This window comes from Pseudomonas sp. F220 (assembly GCF_057813935.1).
Genome location: NZ_JBVASJ010000004.1, coordinates 133,526 through 152,081 on the forward strand (window position 1 = coordinate 133,526; position 18,556 = coordinate 152,081).

General features: G+C 57.5%; 20 protein-coding genes. 12 read left to right on the forward strand and 8 right to left on the reverse strand.

The window, feature by feature from the left end; genetic code table 11:
• Positions 1-24: 24 nt before the first annotated feature.
• From ACZYSM_RS05885 to ACZYSM_RS05915, 7 genes are all read left to right on the forward strand, one after another.
• Positions 25-729, forward strand: a complete 705-nt coding sequence (locus ACZYSM_RS05885) for a YoaK family protein (RefSeq protein WP_489069789.1) — start codon at positions 25-27, stop codon at positions 727-729.
• Between the two features lie 108 nt (positions 730-837).
• Positions 838-1,230 carry a sulfurtransferase complex subunit TusD gene (gene tusD / locus ACZYSM_RS05890; RefSeq protein WP_489069791.1) on the forward strand — a complete coding sequence of 131 codons (393 nt, stop codon included), beginning with the start codon at positions 838-840 and terminating at the stop codon, positions 1,228-1,230.
• 1 nt (position 1,231) lies between these two features.
• The gene (gene tusC, locus ACZYSM_RS05895; protein WP_489069793.1) at positions 1,232-1,594 is read left to right on the forward strand and encodes a sulfurtransferase complex subunit TusC; all 363 of its coding nucleotides are present in this window, start codon (positions 1,232-1,234) and stop codon (positions 1,592-1,594) included.
• Complete coding sequence (tusB, locus tag ACZYSM_RS05900) at positions 1,594-1,893, forward strand: sulfurtransferase complex subunit TusB (protein WP_489069795.1); 300 nt, start codon at positions 1,594-1,596, stop codon at positions 1,891-1,893. Before tusC ends, tusB begins: the two co-directional genes overlap by 1 nt.
• The gene (locus ACZYSM_RS05905; RefSeq protein ID WP_489069797.1) at positions 1,890-2,225 is read left to right on the forward strand and encodes a TusE/DsrC/DsvC family sulfur relay protein; all 336 of its coding nucleotides are present in this window, start codon (positions 1,890-1,892) and stop codon (positions 2,223-2,225) included. Before tusB ends, ACZYSM_RS05905 begins: the two co-directional genes overlap by 4 nt.
• A complete protein-coding gene (locus ACZYSM_RS05910) occupies positions 2,222-3,223 on the forward strand; it encodes a glycosyl transferase family protein (RefSeq protein WP_489069799.1) in 1,002 nt (333 codons plus the stop codon). The genes ACZYSM_RS05905 and ACZYSM_RS05910 overlap by 4 nt, the downstream gene beginning before the upstream one ends.
• Positions 3,224-3,311: 88 nt before the next feature.
• Positions 3,312-4,319, forward strand: a complete 1,008-nt coding sequence (locus ACZYSM_RS05915; RefSeq protein WP_489069801.1) for a glutathione S-transferase family protein — start codon at positions 3,312-3,314, stop codon at positions 4,317-4,319.
• 128 nt (positions 4,320-4,447) lie between these two features.
• Here ACZYSM_RS05915 and cysG read toward each other — a convergent pair whose 3' ends face one another.
• From cysG to ftsK, 6 genes are all read right to left on the reverse strand, one after another.
• On the reverse strand, positions 4,448-5,842 hold the full coding sequence (gene cysG / locus ACZYSM_RS05920) for a siroheme synthase CysG (protein WP_489069803.1): 1,395 nt from the start codon (positions 5,840-5,842) through the stop codon (positions 4,448-4,450).
• On the reverse strand, positions 5,843-7,123 hold the full coding sequence (gene serS, locus ACZYSM_RS05925) for a serine--tRNA ligase (RefSeq protein WP_489069805.1): 1,281 nt from the start codon (positions 7,121-7,123) through the stop codon (positions 5,843-5,845).
• A gap of 16 nt (positions 7,124-7,139) precedes the next feature.
• On the reverse strand, positions 7,140-7,514 hold the full coding sequence (gene crcB / locus ACZYSM_RS05930; RefSeq protein WP_489069807.1) for a fluoride efflux transporter CrcB: 375 nt from the start codon (positions 7,512-7,514) through the stop codon (positions 7,140-7,142).
• Positions 7,511-8,836, reverse strand: coding sequence for a replication-associated recombination protein A (locus tag ACZYSM_RS05935; RefSeq protein ID WP_489069809.1), 1,326 nt, complete (start codon positions 8,834-8,836; stop codon positions 7,511-7,513). Before ACZYSM_RS05935 ends, crcB begins: the two co-directional genes overlap by 4 nt.
• 40 nt (positions 8,837-8,876) lie before the next feature.
• Positions 8,877-9,500 (reverse strand): outer membrane lipoprotein periplasmic chaperone LolA, encoded by a 624-nt coding sequence (gene lolA / locus ACZYSM_RS05940; RefSeq protein WP_489069811.1) that lies wholly within the window; start codon positions 9,498-9,500, stop codon positions 8,877-8,879.
• Between the two features lie 68 nt (positions 9,501-9,568).
• Positions 9,569-11,974, reverse strand: a complete 2,406-nt coding sequence (gene ftsK, locus ACZYSM_RS05945; protein WP_489069813.1) for a DNA translocase FtsK — start codon at positions 11,972-11,974, stop codon at positions 9,569-9,571.
• A 343-nt stretch (positions 11,975-12,317) separates the two neighbouring features.
• Between ftsK and trxB the strand changes: the two genes are divergently transcribed.
• The 4 genes from trxB to infA all read left to right on the forward strand — a co-directional run bounded on the left by trxB (position 12,318) and on the right by infA (position 15,100).
• The gene (gene trxB, locus ACZYSM_RS05950) at positions 12,318-13,268 is read left to right on the forward strand and encodes a thioredoxin-disulfide reductase (protein ID WP_489069815.1); all 951 of its coding nucleotides are present in this window, start codon (positions 12,318-12,320) and stop codon (positions 13,266-13,268) included.
• Positions 13,269-13,335: 67 nt separating this feature from the next.
• Positions 13,336-14,016: a leucyl/phenylalanyl-tRNA--protein transferase gene (aat, locus tag ACZYSM_RS05955; RefSeq protein ID WP_489069818.1), complete on the forward strand. Its 681-nt coding sequence runs from the start codon at positions 13,336-13,338 to the stop codon at positions 14,014-14,016.
• A 57-nt stretch (positions 14,017-14,073) separates the two neighbouring features.
• Complete coding sequence (locus ACZYSM_RS05960) at positions 14,074-14,781, forward strand: arginyltransferase (protein WP_489069820.1); 708 nt, start codon at positions 14,074-14,076, stop codon at positions 14,779-14,781.
• Between the two features lie 100 nt (positions 14,782-14,881).
• Entirely contained in the window at positions 14,882-15,100 is a 219-nt protein-coding gene (gene infA / locus ACZYSM_RS05965; protein ID WP_002553999.1) for a translation initiation factor IF-1, read from the forward strand.
• A gap of 239 nt (positions 15,101-15,339) precedes the next feature.
• Here the strand turns inward: infA and clpA are convergent, their stop codons facing one another.
• A complete protein-coding gene (gene clpA / locus ACZYSM_RS05970; RefSeq protein WP_489069822.1) occupies positions 15,340-17,610 on the reverse strand; it encodes an ATP-dependent Clp protease ATP-binding subunit ClpA in 2,271 nt (756 codons plus the stop codon).
• Positions 17,611-17,639: 29 nt separating this feature from the next.
• Complete coding sequence (clpS, locus tag ACZYSM_RS05975; protein WP_034146919.1) at positions 17,640-18,023, reverse strand: ATP-dependent Clp protease adapter ClpS; 384 nt, start codon at positions 18,021-18,023, stop codon at positions 17,640-17,642.
• Between the two features lie 224 nt (positions 18,024-18,247).
• Between clpS and cspD the strand changes: the two genes are divergently transcribed.
• Positions 18,248-18,505 carry a cold shock domain-containing protein CspD gene (cspD, locus tag ACZYSM_RS05980; RefSeq protein ID WP_489069824.1) on the forward strand — a complete coding sequence of 86 codons (258 nt, stop codon included), beginning with the start codon at positions 18,248-18,250 and terminating at the stop codon, positions 18,503-18,505.
• Positions 18,506-18,556: the final 51 nt, after the last annotated feature.

An 18,556-nucleotide genomic window follows, 5' to 3' on the forward strand; every position in this document is an offset into this window, starting at 1 on the left:
TTCTATACAGATGACATTTCGCTAATGCTGCCCTCCTCCCCTAAAAACCATACCCACCTTGGCCTGCTACACGCTCGAAAATGGCGAGGTCGTATCGGCCTGTGCATGGTCGCGAGCCTTTCCATATTAGCCGGGATGACCGACGCCATAGGTTTCATGGCCACCGGTGACTTTGTGTCGTTCATGAGCGGCAACACCACTCGCCTGGCTGTAGCAATCAGTGATGGTGACCTGGGGTTGACCCTGCGACTCTTGATCCTCGTAGCCACATTCATCGTCGGCAACGCACTGGGTGTTCTTGTCAGCCGTTTCGGCGGTCGGCGCGCCCTTCCCTTGTTGTTGTGTATTGCAACCCTGCTGTGCGGCGCCGCTGCCTGGCCGTTTGACACTCAGTTACCAGCACTGCTCGCCGCGATCATTGCCATGGGGATGCTTAACGCCGCAGTCGAAGAGGTTAATGGCCTGCCTGTCGGACTGACCTACGTGACGGGCGCACTTTCGCGCTTTGGCCGTGGACTGGGACGTTGGATGCTCGGAGAGCGTCGTAATGGCTGGCGCGTGCAGTTGATTCCCTGGACCGGTATGTTTGGCGGCGCGGTTCTGGGCGCTGTGCTGGAGCATCAGCTTGGGCTAAAAGCGCTGTTTGTGAGCGGTCTGATTTCCGCCCTTATTGGCTTTGCCTCATTGAAGATCCCTCGTCGCTGGCAACTGGGATATATGCCGCGCTGATATGCCTGATAAGCGTAGATACAGCCTTACCCGGGAATGCTGAAACGGATTTCGCCGACCCGGCGATAAAGCTTTATCATTGCGCAAGGTTTGCTGACAGAGTCCGTCATGAAGTTTGCCATTGCCCTTTTCTCCGCTGCCCATGCGCCCTCCTCGCGCCGCGCTCTGCTGTTCGCTCAAGCGGCGCTGGCCGGTGGTCACGAGATCGTGCGGCTGTTTTTCTATCAGGACGGTGTTCACAGCGCATCGAGCAATATCGTCACGCCGCAGGATGAGCAAGACTTGCCGTTGCAATGGCGTACGTTCGTCACTGAGCATCAGCTCGACGGCGTGGTGTGTATTGCTGCCGCTTTGCGCCGTGGTGTGTTGGATGAAGAAGAAGCCCAACGTTATCAGCGCCCCGCTGTCAATTTGAGCGCGCCTTGGGAGTTGTCCGGGCTGGGGCAACTGCACGACGCCGTGCAATCGGCCGACCGATTGATTTGTTTCGGAGGGCCCTGAAATGCCTAAATCGTTGCTGATTATCAGTCGGCAGGCGCCTTGGTCGGGTCCCAGCGCCCGCGAAGCGTTGGATATCGTATTGGCCGGCGGGGCTTTTGACTTGCCAATCGGCCTGCTGTTTCTGGATGACGGTGTGTTCCAGCTTGCGTCGATGCAGGATGCCAAGGCCGTTCAGCAAAAAGACCTCAGCGCCAATCTGCAGGCGCTGTCGCTGTTTGGTGTTGAAGATGTTTTTGCTTGCAGCGACAGCGTAATGGAGCGTGGGTTTGCGCCACTCAGCCGAAACATGGACGCAGTGCAGTTGCTGAATCCGGAGCAAATCTCCTCAATTATTGATCGTTACGACCAAGTGATAACTCTCTGATGTCGACTTTGCATGTGTTGTCCCACTCACCGTTCACCGATAACCGGCTGACCAGTTGCCTGCGTCTGCTCGGCGCGCAAGACGCCATTCTGCTCTGCGGCGACGCGGTATATGCCCTGCAACCCAATAGCGCACCGTTCAACGCGCTGCAGGCTCGGGTCGATACGTTGCGCTTGTTCGCCCTGGCGGAAGATATTCAGGCCCGCGGGCTGGATATTCCTGACTGGATCAAAAGTGTCGATTACCCAGCTTTTGTCGAGCTGTCGATTCATTACGACAAGGTCAACACTTGGCTATGAAGTCGCTCACTGTGGGTGCACAAAACATCGACCTCGATAAAGACGGGTATCTGGTCGACCTGAGCGATTGGTCCGAAGAAGTGGCAAGTGCGCTGGCAGCTGCCGAAGACCTCGAACTGAGCCCCGAGCACTGGGAAATTCTCGACTTGCTGCGCGGGTTTTACCAGGAGTTCCAACTGTCTCCGGCGACCCGCCCGCTGATCAAATACACTGCACTGAAGCTGGGTCCGGACAAGGGCAACAGCCTGCACCTGAACCGACTGTTCAAAGGCACTCCCGCCAAACTTGCCGCCAAGCTGGCGGGCCTGCCCAAACCGACGAATTGCTTATGACTGATTTTGCGCCGCTGATGACCGAAACACCCGCCGAGCACCCTTTCGCGCCATTCGTGCGAATCCTGGGCAAGGGCAAGCGTGGTGCGCGCAGCCTGACCCGCGACGAAGCTCGCGAGGCCATGGGCATGCTGCTCGACGAAAAAGTCGAAGACACGCAGCTGGGCGCCTTCCTGATGCTGTTGCGGCACAAGGAAGAAAGCCCGGAGGAGCTGGCCGGCTTTACCGAAGCCGTTCGTGAGCGCCTGAATGCACCCGCCTTGAAGGTTGATCTGGATTGGCCGACCTATGCTGGCAAGAAACGTCATCTGCCGTGGTATCTGCTGGCAGCCAAATGCCTGGCTCAGAATGGTGTGCGTATTCTGCTGCACGGCGGCGGCGCGCATACCGCCGGCCGGCTCTATAGCGAGCAACTTCTCGATCAATTACAGATCCCGCTGTGCCGCAATTGGCAGCAGGTCGCAACGGCGTTCGAACAAGGCAATCTGGCGTTTATCCCGCTCGGCGATTGGGCGCCTCAGTTGCAACGGATGATCGATCTGCGCAACACCCTGGGCTTGCGCTCGCCCATCCATTCACTGGCACGCATCCTCAATCCGCTGGGCGCCCGCTGTGGCCTGCAAAGCATTTTCCACCCCGGCTACCAAGGCGTGCACCGCGATGCCAGCGGCTTGCTCGGCGACAACACCATCGTCATCAAAGGCGATGGCGGTGAGATCGAAATCAACCCGGACACCATCAGCCATCTGTACGGCACAACCGGCGGCGAAAGCTGGGATGAAGAATGGCCTGCGCTGTCCGCCCAGCGGCATGTCAAACCCGCTACCCTCGACCCCGAGCAACTGAGCGCGCTCTGGCGTGGTGACGTGCAGGACAGTTACCCGCAACTGGCCCTGATCTCGACCATGGCATTGGCCCTGCGCGGCCTCGGCACGCCGCGAGAGCAGGCGTTCGAACTGGCTCAGCAGTATTGGGACGCACGAGACAAATCGATTTAACCGATCATTGACGCCCAATCTTTGCGCTTTTTGTTCGAATCCATCCGATTAGACTGAACTCCAACGCATATTGGCTTAGGAGTTTCTGATGGGTTTGCTGATTGAAGGGCACTGGCGTGACCAGTGGTACGAGAGCAGCAAAGACGGCGCGTTCCAACGCGAACAAGCGCAGCGCCGCAACTGGCTGACCGCCGACGGCAAGCCCGGACTTACCGGCGAAGGTGGCTTTCCCGCCGAGGCGGGTCGCTATCACCTCTATGTGTCTCTCGCTTGCCCTTGGGCGCACCGCACACTGATCTTGCGCAAACTCAAAGACCTTGAAAGCCTCGTCGACGTCTCTGTTGTCAGCTGGTTGATGCTGGAAAACGGCTGGACCTTCGATAAAGCGTTCGGCTCCAGCGGCGACCACCTGGGCAACCAGACCTACATGCATCAACGCTACACCGCAGATGCCGCCGACTACACTGGCCGCGTCACGGTGCCCGTGCTCTGGGACAAGCAACAGAACCGTATCGTCAGCAATGAGTCGGCGGAAATCATCCGCATGTTCAATAGTGCATTCGATGGCTTGACCGGAAACGGTCTGGACTTCTACCCGCAACCTCTGCGAGCAGAAATTGATGAGCTGAACGCGAGGATCTATCCGGCGGTCAATAACGGTGTTTATCGGGCCGGCTTCGCCACCTCACAGACGGCGTATGAAGAAGCCTTCGATGACCTGTTCGCCGAACTCGATTGGTTGGAAAAGAGACTGGACGACAAGCGCTATCTGGCCGGTGAATACCTTACCGAAGCCGATATCCGACTGTTCACTACGCTGATTCGCTTCGACGCGGTGTACTACAGCCACTTCAAATGCAACCTGCGGCGAATTGCCGATTACCCGAATCTGTCGAACTGGCTACGTGAGTTGTATCAGTGGCCGGGGATTGCCGAGACCGTGGACTTTACCCACATCAAGGGGCATTACTACGCGAGCCATCGCACGATTAATCCTACCGGGATCGTGCCGAAAGGGCCTGCGCTAGACCTTAATGCCAGCCATGATCGGGGGCGGTTGAGTGGGAAAGGGATTTGGCAGAAGGCTGAGGTCTGATCCAAGGGTTTTATTGGCCTCGATGACCCCATCGCGAGCAGGCTCGCTCCCACAGGGTTCGTGTGGTCCTTGTGGAAGCGGGCTTGCTCGCGATGGGCGCGGCGCGGTGTCACTGATGCGCCGCAATCTCAAACCTGCGACTGAGCCCCTTCAAACCATTTCAGCTTCTCGCGAAGCTGTACCACTTCTCCCACAATCACCAGCGTCGGCGCATGCACTTCATGCTCGGCAACCAGCTGCGAAAGGTTGGCCAGCGTGCCAGTAAAGACCCGCTGATTCGAGGTGGTGCCCTGCTGGATCAGTGCTGCTGGAGTATCCGCCGAACGACCGTGCTTGATCAGTTGCTCACAGATGATCGGCAAGCCAATCAATCCCATGTAGAACACCAGCGTCTGTGCTGGAGCTACCAAATCGCTCCACGGCAAATCCGTGGTGCCATCCTTCAGGTGCCCGGTCACGAAACGCACCGACTGCGCATAATCACGATGTGTCAGTGGAATCCCGGCATAAGCCGCACAACCGCTCGCCGCGGTGATACCTGGTACGACCTGAAACGGAATGCCGTGGGCCGCCAGCTCTTCGATCTCTTCGCCGCCACGGCCGAAGATAAACGGATCGCCGCCTTTGAGGCGCAACACCCGCTTGCCCTGCTTGGCCAGTTCAACCAATTGCTGATTGATCTGCTCCTGAGGTATCGCGTGATCCGCCCGACGCTTGCCGACGTAGACCCGGTCGGCATCGCGACGGCACAGCTCAAGAATCGCCGGCGCCACCAAACGGTCGTACAACACCACATCCGCTTGCTGCATCAGACGCAGGGCGCGGAAGGTCAGCAGGTCCGGATCGCCCGGCCCTGCCCCAACCAGATAGACCTCACCCGTTGCAACAGGCGCGGTGCCATTGATTTTGGCTAGCAACAAGCGCTCGGCTTCCGCGCCCTGCCCGGCCAGTTGGCGGTCGGCAATCGGCCCCTGGAAAACATCTTCCCAGAACGCCCGACGCTGCTGCACATCCGGAAACAGACCTTTGACCTGGTTGCGAAAGCGCGCCGCCAAACCCGCCAGCTGGCCATAGGTCGACGGAATCCAGGTTTCCAGTTTGGCCCGAATCAGCCGTGCCAGCACCGGTGCATCGCCGCCACTGGAGACTGCGATAACCAATGGCGAACGGTCGACGATCGCCGGGAAAATCACGCTGCACAATGCCGGAGCATCGACCACGTTGACCGGCACGCAGCGCCGATGCGCATCTTTGGAAACCTGCGCGTTGAGCGGTTCATCGTCGGTGGCCGCGATAATCAGCACACAACCATCAAGGTCAGCCTCGGCATAGCCGCGCAAGACCCATTCACCGCCACTGTTCTGCACCAGCTCGCGGAGCTGGGTTTCTATCTCAGGTGCAACCACCCGCAGCAGCGCACCGGCATCGGCCAGCAGGCGGGACTTGCGCAAGGCAATCTCCCCCCCACCGACGACCAACACACGACTGCCGCGCAGGTTATGGAACAGCGGCAGAAATTCCATTTAGCCGATGACCTCAATGCCGCCCATGTATGGCTTGAGTACGGCTGGCACACGGATCGAACCGTCGGCCTGCTGATAGTTTTCCAGCACTGCCACCAGGGTACGACCGACCGCCAGACCGGAACCGTTCAAGGTGTGAACCAGTTCCGGCTTGCCGGTTTCCGGGTTGCGGAAACGCGTCTGCATACGACGGGCCTGGAAGTCACCGCAGTTGGAGCACGACGAAATCTCGCGGTATTTGTCCTGGCTCGGGATCCAGACTTCCAGGTCATAGGTCTTGACCGCACTGAAACCCATGTCACCGGTGCACAGCGCCAGCACGCGATACGGCAGTTCCAGCAGCTGCAGAACCTTTTCGGCGTTGCCGGTCAGGCCTTCCAGCGCTTCCATCGACGTCGATGGCTCAACGATCTGGACCATTTCAACCTTGTCGAACTGATGCTGACGAATCATGCCACGAGTGTCGCGACCCGACGCACCGGCTTCACTGCGAAAGCACGGCGTGTGGGCAACAAACTTCAACGGCAGTTGCTTGGGATCGAGAATCTCGCCCGACACGATGTTGGTCAGCGACACTTCAGCGGTCGGGATCAGGTACAGATCAGCTTCGCCTTCGCGGCTGATTTTGAACAGATCTTCTTCGAACTTCGGCAATTGACCGGTGCCTTGCAACGCCGGCGCCTGAACCAGATACGGGGTGTAGGCTTCTTCGTAACCGTGTTCAGTGATGTGCAGGTTGATCATGAACTGCGACAGCGCGCGGTGCAGACGAGCGATCGGGCCGCGCAGCAAGGAGAAACGGGCGCCAGAGAGCTTGGCCGCGGTCTCGAAGTCCAGCCAACCGTATTGCTCGCCCAACGCAACGTGGTCCTTGACCTCGAAATCGAAGGTGGTCGGCTTGCCCCAGCGGCGCACTTCAACGTTGGCCTCTTCATCGGCGCCAATCGGCACGGACTCGTGAGGCAGGTTCGGAATGTTCAGCAGGATCGAGTCCAGCTCGGTCTGAATCGCGTCCAGCTCGACTTTACCGATGTTCAGCTCGTTCGCCATACGCTCGACGTCCGCCATCAACGGCCCGATGTCTTCGCCGCGTTGCTTGGCCTGACCGATGGATTTGGAGCGCGCATTACGTTCAGCCTGCAGTTGTTCGGTGCGGGTCTGGACGATCTTGCGCTGTTCTTCCAGCGCTTCGATGCGCGCGACATCCAGGGTAAAGCCACGGGATGCCAGGCGGTCCGCTACGTCCTGAAGGTTGCTACGTAACAGTTTGGAATCGAGCATGTCGGTCTCTCGTTTATCAAAGTTTGGTCAAGGACAGGCCAGCCCAGGTCGCGAGCAGCCCGCCGAATACGCTGATGGCCGCATAGCCCAAGGCCAGCGGTACCTGTCCGCTTTCCAGCAGACGCACCGTATCCAGTGAAAAGGATGAAAAAGTCGTCAGGCCGCCAAGAAAACCCACCATCAATCCGGCACGCACCTCAATCGGCACCTCCGGACGCAGCATGAACAGGCCATACAAGAAGCCGATCAACAGGCAGCCCACGATATTAACGGCCAGCGTCGCCGTATAGAAGTGCCGCGGCCAATTAGCGTTGATCCAATTACCGGTAGCAAAGCGTAACAGGGTCCCGGCGATGCCCCCTACGGAGACCGCAATGATCAACGGAATCAAGGTCTTCTCCGCTGTTTTGGGCTGAGCCTGTCCAGTTTGGCGAGGTGATTGAGCTTCTCGCCGATTTTCAGTTCGAGGCCACGGGGTACTGGCTGATAGAAGTGTTGCGGCTCAAGATCATCCGGGAAGTAATCCTCACCGGCGGCATAAGCATCGGGCTCATCGTGGGCGTAACGGTATTCGTCGCCATAACCCAGCTGTTTCATCAACTTGGTCGGTGCATTGCGCAAATGCAGCGGCACTTCCAGGGAACCATGTTCGGCGGCGCTGCGCATGGCGGCCTTGAAGCCCATGTACACCGCATTGCTTTTCGGCGCACAGGCCAGATAAGTGATGGCCTGGGCCACCGCAAGCTCGCCCTCGGGACTGCCCAGACGCTCTTGAACATCCCACGCCGCCAGACACAGGCTCAAAGCGCGCGGATCGGCATTACCGATGTCTTCACTGGCCATACGCACCACGCGCCGCGCCAGATACAGCGGATCACAACCGCCGTCGAGCATGCGTGCAAACCAATACAGCGCGCCGTCCGGGTTGGAACCGCGCACCGACTTGTGCAGCGCGGAAATCTGATCGTAAAAAGCTTCGCCACCCTTGTCGAAACGTCGCCGGGTGTCGCCCAGCAGGCTTTGCAGCAGTTCGACACCGATTTCAGTACCGTCTTCGGCCAGATCGGAAGCGTTCTCCAGCAGGTTGAGCAGGCGTCGGCCGTCGCCATCGGCTGCCGCCAGCAGCATCTTGAAGCCTTCATCACCGAGACTCAGCTGTCGCTTGCCCAGACCGCGATCTTCGGTCAGTGCACGCTGCACCAGTTTGTGCAGTGCCGCCTCATCGAGACTTTTCAGCACATAGACACGAGCGCGGGACAACAATGCGTTGTTTAACTCGAAGGATGGGTTTTCCGTGGTTGCGCCGATGAAGATCAAGGTGCCGTCTTCAACGTACGGCAGAAACGCATCCTGTTGCGACTTGTTGAAGCGATGCACTTCGTCGACGAACAGAATGGTTCGCTTGCCGTATTGCCCAGCCTGTTGCTTGGCAATATCGACCGCCTGACGAATCTCTTTGACCCCGGCCAGCACAGCCGAGACCGTTTCGAAGTGCGCGTCCGAGACTTTCGCCAGCAAGCGCGCCAGAGTGGTTTTACCCACCCCCGGCGGTCCCCAGAAAATCATCGAATGCAGGGCGCCCTGCTCAAGGGCTTCGCGCAGAGGCTTGCCGCGAGCGAGCAGGTGTTCTTGACCGACGTACTCATCCAGGTTGGTCGAGCGCAAGCGCGCGGCCAAGGGCTGAGCAATCGGGTCACTTCGAAACAGATCCATGGGCAGCGTTTGAAACCTCTTGGTTCTTTATTCTTGCTCTTTATTCCTGGATCACGTCGGCACCCTTGGGGATGTCGAACTTGAACTTGGATGCGGCGATCGCCTCGTTGGCCTTGACCCCAGTGAACAGGATATTGGTGCGCTGACCGACGCTATCGATCAACTGCATGTCATTGACCATGCCGTTGCGGAACGACAGACGCAGGCTGTCGAACAAAGTGTCTTTGGTTTTCGGCTTGAGGGTGAAGTCGATCACGCCGCCAGCTTCCTTGGCACTGATGTCGAAACTCTCGCTGATCTTGGACACATCACCGGACAGCAGCAAGGCCGGGGTCTGAGTCAGGCGCTGATCGAGCTTTTTGATGGTGACCTGCTCCAGGTCCGGATCCCACAGCGAAACCTTCTTGCCATCGGAGACCATCAACTGCTCTTGTGGCGCATCGGTATGCCAATAGAAAAGGCCTGGACGCTGCAAGGCCATTTCACCGGCCGTTTCCTGCAACTGAGTACCGCTGCCGTCGAGGGTCAACTGCGAGAAACGCGCCGTCAGCGTCTGCGATTTTTCGAGCAATTGGGTCAGACGCGCCACAGCTTTGTCATCGGCATGGGCCGAGAGCGCGGTTAAAGCCAGTACCGGCAGCAACAACATGCGGATAAGACGCATGGGAGTCCTCATAAAATTCGTTGGAGTGCAGGCGGCGTGTCGCCACGCCGCTTATGTCAGATCAGTGGTCAGTCGCGCATTGGGGCCGGCGCTAATACTTCACGGGAGCCATTGGTGTTCATGGACGTCACAACCCCGGCCATTTCCATGGCTTCGATCATGCGAGCAGCGCGGTTGTAGCCGATTTTCAGCTTGCGCTGCACGGCCGAGATGGAGGCACGGCGGCTTTCCAGAACGAACTTGACCGCCTCGTCATAGAGCGCATCGCTTTCACTGTCGTCACCACCCTCGCCGCTACCGCCGTCAAAACCGCTACCGGGCTCTTCGACACCTGCAAGGATGTCTTCATTGTAATCGGGCGAGCCGCGCAGCTTCCAGGCTTCCACCACCCGGTGGACCTCATCGTCAGAAACGAATGCTCCATGTACCCGGATCGGCAGGCTGGTGCCCGGCGGCATATAAAGCATGTCGCCGTGCCCAAGTAGTTGTTCCGCGCCACCCTGGTCGATGATGGTCCGTGAGTCGATCTTGCTCGACACCTGAAACGCCATACGGGTCGGAATGTTGGCCTTGATCAGACCGGTGATCACGTCCACCGAAGGGCGCTGGGTCGCGAGGATCAAGTGAATACCGGCAGCACGGGCCTTTTGAGCGATCCGTGCGATCAATTCTTCGACCTTCTTGCCGACGATCATCATCATGTCGGCGAATTCGTCGACTACCACCACGATGGTCGGCAGCGTTGTCAGGAGCGGCGCTTCGTCATGAATGCTTTCGCGCTTATACAAAGGATCAACGAGTGGCGTGCCTGCGTCCTGGGCCTCTTTAACCTTTTGGTTGAAGCCTGACAGGTTGCGCACACCCATCTTCGCCATCAGCTTGTAGCGACGTTCCATCTCGGCGACGCTCCAGCGCAGGGCGTTGGCCGCGTCCTTCATATCGGTTACCACCGGGCACAGCAGGTGCGGGATGCCTTCGTAGATCGACAACTCGAGCATTTTCGGGTCGATCATGATCAGCTTGGCGTCTTCCGGGCCAGACTTGAACAGGATCGACAGAATCATCGCGTTCACACCCACCGACTTACCGGAGCCGGTGGTACCGGCCACCAGCAAGTGAGGCATTTTCGCCAGGTCGACGATGATCGGCTTGCCGCCGATGTCGTGGCCCAGGGCCAGGGTGACCGGGGACTTGGCATTATCGTATTCCGGGGTGGACAAAACCTCGGAGAAACGCACGATCTGCCGGTCTTCGTTGGGAATCTCGATACCCACGGTGGTCTTGCCGGGAATCACTTCCACCACCCGCACACTGGTCACCGCCAGCGAACGCGCCAGGTCTTTGGCCAGGTTGGAAATACGGCTGACCTTGACCCCCGCAGCCGGCTGAATCTCGTAGCGGGTAATGACCGGGCCAGGATGGATCGAGTCGACCGAGACTTCGACGCCGAATTCCTTGAGTTTGATTTCCAGCAAATGGCCGACCGCAGCCAACGACTCAGGCGAATAGTTGAGTTGTTTCTTTTCCGCGGGGTCAAGAATAGAGATGGGCGGCAAAGTGCCTTCAACCGCGCTGTCGATAAACAACGGAGCCTGTTTCTCTTTCTGTACACGATTGCTCGGCTCTGGCGCTTTGGCCGGTGCCGGGGCGATGACTGGAGGAACCTGCTTCTCGCGATCGGACATGTGCTTGCTCAGGGCCTGCTCACGCTCGATCAAGCGCTCTTTGACTTTGGCCTGTTCACGTTTGTCGGTCACAGTCGGAGCAACAACGTCATTGACCCGGTTATCGACTTCACGCAATTGCGCAACCAGTTGCTTGCGTTCATTGCGCGCCGCCCACCAGCGATTGGCAGCGCCCTGAAACAGTTCGAACAGATCAAGGGTGATTTTACCGGTCACGTCCATGACCTTGAACCAGGAGAGGTCGGTGAACACCGTCAGGCCGCACAGAAACAGCGCAATAAACATCAGGGTACTGCCCTGGATGTTGAGCGCATTCTTCGCCAGGTCACCCAGGCTTTCGCCCAAGGCACCGCCAGCACCCGCCGGCAAGCCGGTCGGCGCATGGAAGTGGATGTGTGCCAGGGCAGCGCCCGACAGCACCAGAAATACCAGGCCAATCAGCCGCCAGGAAAACAGCCAGCCGCTCCATAGCCAGGGTTCGTGGCGCTGACGAAAAATCTGATAAACCTTGATCGCCAACAGCAATGGGAAGATATAAGCGAAATAACCCAGCACCATGAACAGAATATCGGCGCTGTAGGAGCCCGCAGGCCCGCCGAAGTTCTGCACATTTTCAATTTTGCTGTTGTGACTCCAGCCCGGATCGTCCTTGCCATATGTCAACAATGCCATCATCAGGAACAGGCATAAGGCTCCAATGGCAATCAGCGCACCTTCCTTCAAGCGGTAGTGCAGTTGCTGACGCCAGAGCGGAACTACTGTTTTAGGTGTAGCGGTGGATTTCTTCAAAACGCGTCTTTTCCTGCGCCTGTAGCGCGACCAACTGTTGATTGACTATAAAAACTGCTCAATCCGAGCAGGTAACAAAGTTAACGAGCGCAACTGAAGCTACTTTTAACACTCTGGCACTGCATTCCGAAACCGTAGAAGCTGCCGAAGGTTCGGGCCGCGTTCGGACGATCGTTGAATGCCAATGATTATCCAACATATGGATACAAACAGGCATTGTACGGGTTTGCCCGCCCGATGCCACGCCAGAGCGGCTTCGGTGTAGCATAGCCAACAGCACTTTACGCGCGGTTCAATTTGAGCATGCATTCTCTTTTGTGACAAAGGCTTATGAGGTGTTTTTATGAGCGAAGCGAAGCATTCACGCCTGATCATCCTGGGTTCAGGGCCTGCCGGTTACAGCGCCGCCGTTTATGCCGCTCGCGCCAACCTCAAGCCAATGGTCATTACCGGCCTGCAAGCCGGTGGCCAGCTGACCACCACCATCGAAGTCGACAACTGGCCCGGTGACGTGGAAGGCCTGACCGGACCGGTACTGATGGAGCGCATGCAGAAACACGCTGAGCGTTTCGACACCGAGATCGTCTACGACCACATCCATACCGCAGAGTTGCAGCAGCGCCCGTTTATCCTCACCGGCGATAGCGGCACTTATACCTGCGACGCTCTGATTATTGCTACCGGCGCCTCCGCGCAATACCTGGGCTTACCTTCCGAAGAAGCCTTTGCCGGCAAAGGCGTCTCGGCCTGTGCAACCTGTGACGGTTTCTTCTACCGCAATCAAGTGGTCGCAGTGGTTGGCGGCGGCAACACCGCAGTGGAAGAGGCGCTTTACCTGTCCAATATTGCCAAGGAAGTCCACCTGGTTCACCGACGCGACAAACTGCGCTCGGAGAAAATCCTTCAGGACAAACTCTTCGAAAAGGTCACCAACGGTAATATCCGCATGCATTGGAACCAAAACCTCGACGAGGTGCTGGGGGATGCCAGCGGCGTAATCGGAGCCCGTTTGCGGGATAGTAATACGGGCGAGACCAAAGACCTGGCGCTGACCGGCGTATTCATCGCCATCGGCCACAAACCCAACACCGACCTGTTCCAGGGCCAACTGGAAATGCGCAACGGCTACCTGTTGATCAAGGGCGGCAGCGAAGGCGATGCCACCGCAACCGGCATTGAAGGTGTTTTCGCAGCCGGCGACGTCGCCGATCATGTCTACCGCCAAGCCGTGACCTCCGCCGGAGCCGGCTGTATGGCGGCACTGGACGCCGAGAAGTACCTCGACGACAACTAATCATTTAGCGCCTCACGGCGGGCCATACGACCCGCCATCACCCTCCCCTCCTACAAGCCTGAATGCCATGCTGACCTGGTTACAACGCAATACCCTGACCTTTCCGCCACTGGAAAAGGCCATGCGCGATCCCAATGGCTTGCTCGCCGCCGGCGGCGATCTGTCCGCCGATCGCTTGATCCAGGCCTACCGCCACGGCTGCTTTCCGTGGTTCTCGGAAGGACAGCCGATTCTCTGGTGGTCGCCCGATCCGCGCACTGTGTTGTTTCCAGATGAGCTACATGTCTCCCGCAGCCTGAACAAGCTGCTGCGCCAACAGCGCTACGAAGTGACCTTCGACCGCGATTTCGCCTCAGTCATCCAGGCCTGCGCTGCGCCGCGCGACTATGCTGACGGCACCTGGATCACCGACGCCATGCAGACTGCTTACACGCAATTGCATGCGCGAGGTTATGCACATTCAGTTGAGGTGTGGGATCAAGGCACTCTGGTCGGCGGGCTCTACGGCCTGGCGATGGGGCAGCTTTTTTTCGGTGAATCGATGTTCAGTCGCGCCGACAACGCCTCGAAGTTCGGTTTTGCGACGCTGGTCAAACACCTCAAGGAATGGGGATTTGTGCTGATCGACTGCCAGATGCCCACAGACCATCTGCACAGCCTTGGTGCTCGCGCCATACCTCGCAGCAGCTTTGCCGGCTACTTAAAGCAGCATCTCGATCAACCCAACACTGCCACTTGGGTTTCCTAGGCGACTTGTCCCAGCCTGGCTTACACTTAATTCAAAAGCTTATCCCGAGGGTTGATCATGACCGAGTTGGCGCGCTTGAAGTTTTATGCCACTCAGCCCCACTCTTGCAGCTATCTGCCCGAAGAGCAGGCCACCACGCTGTTCCTCGACCCTAGCCAGCCCATGGATGTGCATGTCTACGCAGATCTGTCGGAAATGGGCTTTCGTCGCAGTGGCGACCACCTTTACCGGCCGCATTGCCAAAACTGCAACGCCTGTGTTCCGGCGCGAATTCCCGTGGTGGAATTTCTGCCTAACCGCCAGCAGAAACGTATTTTCAAGCGCAATGCCGATCTGCAGGTACGACCTGCAAAACCTGGCTTCAGCGAAGAGTATTTCGATCTTTACCAACGTTATATCGAGCAGCGCCATGCTGATGGCGATATGTATCCGCCCAGCCGCGATCAGTTTTCAACATTTTTGGTCCGTGACCTGCCGTTTTCCAGATTCTATGAGTTCCGCCTTGAGGGGCGCCTACTGGCGGTCGCCGTCACTGATCTGCTGCCCAACGGCTTATCGGCGGTCTACACCTTCTACGAACCCGCAGAAGAACGCCGCAGCCTGGGCCGCTACGCGATTCTCTGGCAAATTGGCGAGGCCCGGCGCCTGCAGCTGGACGCTGTCTACCTCGGGTACTGGATAAAAAACTGCAAAAAGATGAGCTACAAGACCCAGTATCGCCCCATCGAGCTGCTTATTAACCAAAGATGGGTCACCTTGAACTAGAAGCCCTTGGCTTAAACCCCATTTTTCGGGCACAATGCACGCCGCTTTTGCCTGGCGCAGTTGCACCGGGCCACTCATTGGATACCGAGGGCTTTACTGCATGTCGAAAGAAGACAGCTTCGAAATGGAAGGCACTGTCGTCGACACCCTGCCCAACACCATGTTTCGTGTGGAGTTGGAAAATGGGCACGTCGTAACCGCGCATATCTCCGGCAAGATGCGCAAGAACTACATTCGTATTCTTACCGGTGACAAAGTGCGCGTCGAGCTGACGCCCTATGACTTGAGCAAAGGGCGCATCACTTACCGCGCTCGTTAATCAAGTCAATACAGAACGCCCGGCTTATGCCGGGCGTTTTTGTTTGTACGGGATTTGAAGCAACGACGCAGGACAAATGTGGGAGCGGGCTTGCTCGCGAATACAGTTTCACATTCAGAATTGATGCAAGCTGACCCACCGCTATCGCGAGCAGGCTCGCTCCCACTGGGGATTGGTGTGATTCTTCAAGACAGCAAAAAGGCGCCTTTCGGCGCCTTTGTGCTTTATTGCGGTTAACGTCAAGCCATCTCGGCAGTGGTCTCGAACTCGAAGGTCAACTCGCCGTCCTTGAGGTCGATGTGTACCACTCCGCCATGCTCGGCCAATTCGCCAAAGAGAATTTCCTCGGCCAGCGGACGCTTGATTTTGTCCTGAATCAAGCGAGCCATTGGTCGCGCGCCCATCTGCACATCGTAACCACCCGCCGCCAGCCAACTGCGCGCAGCATCGGTCACTTCGAGCAATACACGCTTGTCTTCCAGTTGCGCCTGAAGCTCGGTAAGGAACTTGTCCACCACGCTTTTGATGACCTCATGACTGAGGCGACCAAACTGGATAATGGTGTCCAGACGGTTACGGAATTCCGGTGTGAAGCTCTTCTTGATCGCTTCCATGGCATCGGAGGAGTGATCTTGATAAGTGAAGCCGATTGACGCACGCGCTGCAGTTTCGGCACCGGCGTTGGTCGTCATGATGACGATTACGTTACGGAAATCTGCCTTGCGCCCATTGTTATCAGTCAGCGTACCGTGATCCATCACCTGCAATAGCAGGTTGAAGACTTCCGGATGCGCCTTCTCGATCTCATCGAGCAACAGCACGCAGTGAGGTTGCTTGGTGATCGCTTCGGTCAGCAAACCGCCCTGATCGAAGCCCACGTAGCCTGGAGGTGCACCGATCAAGCGGGAAACGGTGTGGCGCTCCATGTACTCGGACATATCGAAGCGAACCAGCTCAATCCCCAACGCCTTGGCCAGCTGCCGCGCAGCTTCGGTTTTACCGACACCCGTAGGACCTGCGAACAGGAACGAGCCCACTGGTTTGTCAGGCGACTTCAAGCCGGCACGGGACAACTTGATCGCAGTCGACAAGGAATCGATCGCAGCATCCTGCCCAAACACTGTCAGCTTCAAATCACGCTCAAGGTTACGCAGCAGCTCTTTGTCCGAACTGGTGACGTGCTTAGGCGGAATCCGAGCGATCTTCGCCACGATGTCCTCGACCTGAGGCACCTCGATGCGTTTCACACGCTTCTCGATTGGCTGCAGGCGCTGATAGGCACCCGCCTCGTCGATGACGTCGATCGCCTTGTCTGGCATGTGCCGATCATTGATGTAGCGCGATGCCAGCTCAGCTGCGGCACGCAATGCCTCATCACTGTACTCGATACCGTGATGCTGCTCGAAGCGCCCCTTGAGGCCTCTGAGAATGCCGATGGTGTCTTCTACCGATGGTTCAGACACATCAACCTTCTGGAAGCGACGCGCCAAGGCACGATCCTTCTCGAAGATTCCGCGGAATTCCTGGAAGGTGGTCGAGCCGATGCAACGGATATCACCCGAAGACAGCAACGGCTTGAGCAGGTTCGAGGCATCCATGACGCCACCGGAAGCCGCACCCGCACCGATGATGGTGTGGATTTCGTCGATGAACAGGATCGCCTGCGGACGTTTTTTCAGCTCGTTGAGCAACGCCTTGAAACGCTTCTCGAAATCGCCGCGGTACTTGGTCCCTGCCAGCAGCGCCCCCAGATCCAGGGAGTAGACGACGCTGTTGGCCAACAGATCAGGTACCTGATTGTCGACGATGCGCTTGGCCAGCCCTTCGGCGATTGCGGTTTTACCCACGCCTGCCTCACCCACCAACAGCGGATTGTTTTTGCGTCGACGCGCCAGAATCTGCGCAACGCGCTCGACTTCCAGCTCACGCCCTACCAATGGGTCGATTCGACCCTGGCGCGCGAGCTCGTTGAGGTTGCTGGCATAAGCATCCAGAGGATTGCCTGAAGAAGAAGACTCACCGCCCTCGTCGTCCTGCATATCTTGCTCACCTTCAGAGTGATCGCCATGCCCTGGCACCTTCGAGATACCGTGAGCGATGTAGTTGACGACATCAATGCGCGCAACGCTCTGCTGTTTCAGCAGAAACACTGCCTGACTCTCTTGCTCACTGAAGATTGCGACCAGCACGTTGGCGCCAGTCACCTCGCGTTTGCCCGAGCTCTGTACGTGAAAGACAGCACGTTGCAGTACACGCTGGAAGCCCAGGGTTGGCTGGGTTTCGCGATCCTCGTCATGGACAGGGATCAATGGCGTGGTGGAGTCGATGAACTCCTGCAGGTCATGCTTGAGTTTGTCGAGGTTTGCGCCGCAGGCACGCAAAACGGTGGCGGCTGCCTCATTATCCAAAAGAGCCAACAGAAGGTGCTCGACCGTCATGAATTCATGACGTTTTGAGCGGGCCTCCTTGAAGGCGAGATTGAGGGTGACTTCGAGCTCGCGGTTTAACATAGCTTCACCTCATACCCAAGTGGTCGGCGTTAACCGTCCTTCTCGATTTCACAGAGTAGCGGATGCTGGCTTTCCCTGGCGTACTGGTTGACCTGCATGGCCTTGGTCTCGGCGATGTCGCGGGTAAACACTCCACATACTGCCCGTCCTTCTGTATGAACGGCCAGCATTACCTTGGTCGCCAACTCTCGATTCAGGTTAAAAAACACCTCGAGCACTTCGACGACGAAATCCATCGGTGTGTAGTCATCGTTGAACAAAACCACCTTGTACATCGGCGGCGCCTGTAAAGCAGGCTTAGCCTCCTGAACAGCAATGCCTGCGGAATCGTCGTCGTGTTCCTCCGGGTGATCTTTCTGGAGAGTCGGGCGATCCTGATTGAATGTTAGTCGAATCTGGCTGATTGCATGCATGGAAAGAAAGGTTCGTTAGTTGAGCGAATACAGTGGTGGGGGCGCTCAGGCAGGATTTCAACTCTGACCGCCCGGTCACCTTGACTATCGGTAAAACGGTGTTACAACCAATAGAGCCCACAGTGGGTAAAAAAGGTCCGCACCGTCAACCAGATTTCCTGGTTTGAGTGCCGATGAACTGGATGATACTCCAGTGATGGAGTCTGTTGCAGAGGGATATGAGCATGGCGAGTGGCAAGGTCAAGTGGTTCAACAATGCCAAGGGGTATGGATTCATCAACGAGGACGGCAAAGACGAAGATTTGTTTGCCCATTACTCGGCCATCGAGATGGAAGGCTACAAAACCCTGAAAGCCGGTCAGCCCGTGAGTTTTGAAATCATCCAGGGACCCAAGGGCTTGCACGCCATCAAAATCAACTCGGTCAAAATCCAGACCACTGAGGCTGCCACGCCCTCTCACCACCAAACCGTATTAAGCTGACAACACCAAACATTCAGTCATAAAAAAACCGGCCGACTCAATCACTTGAGT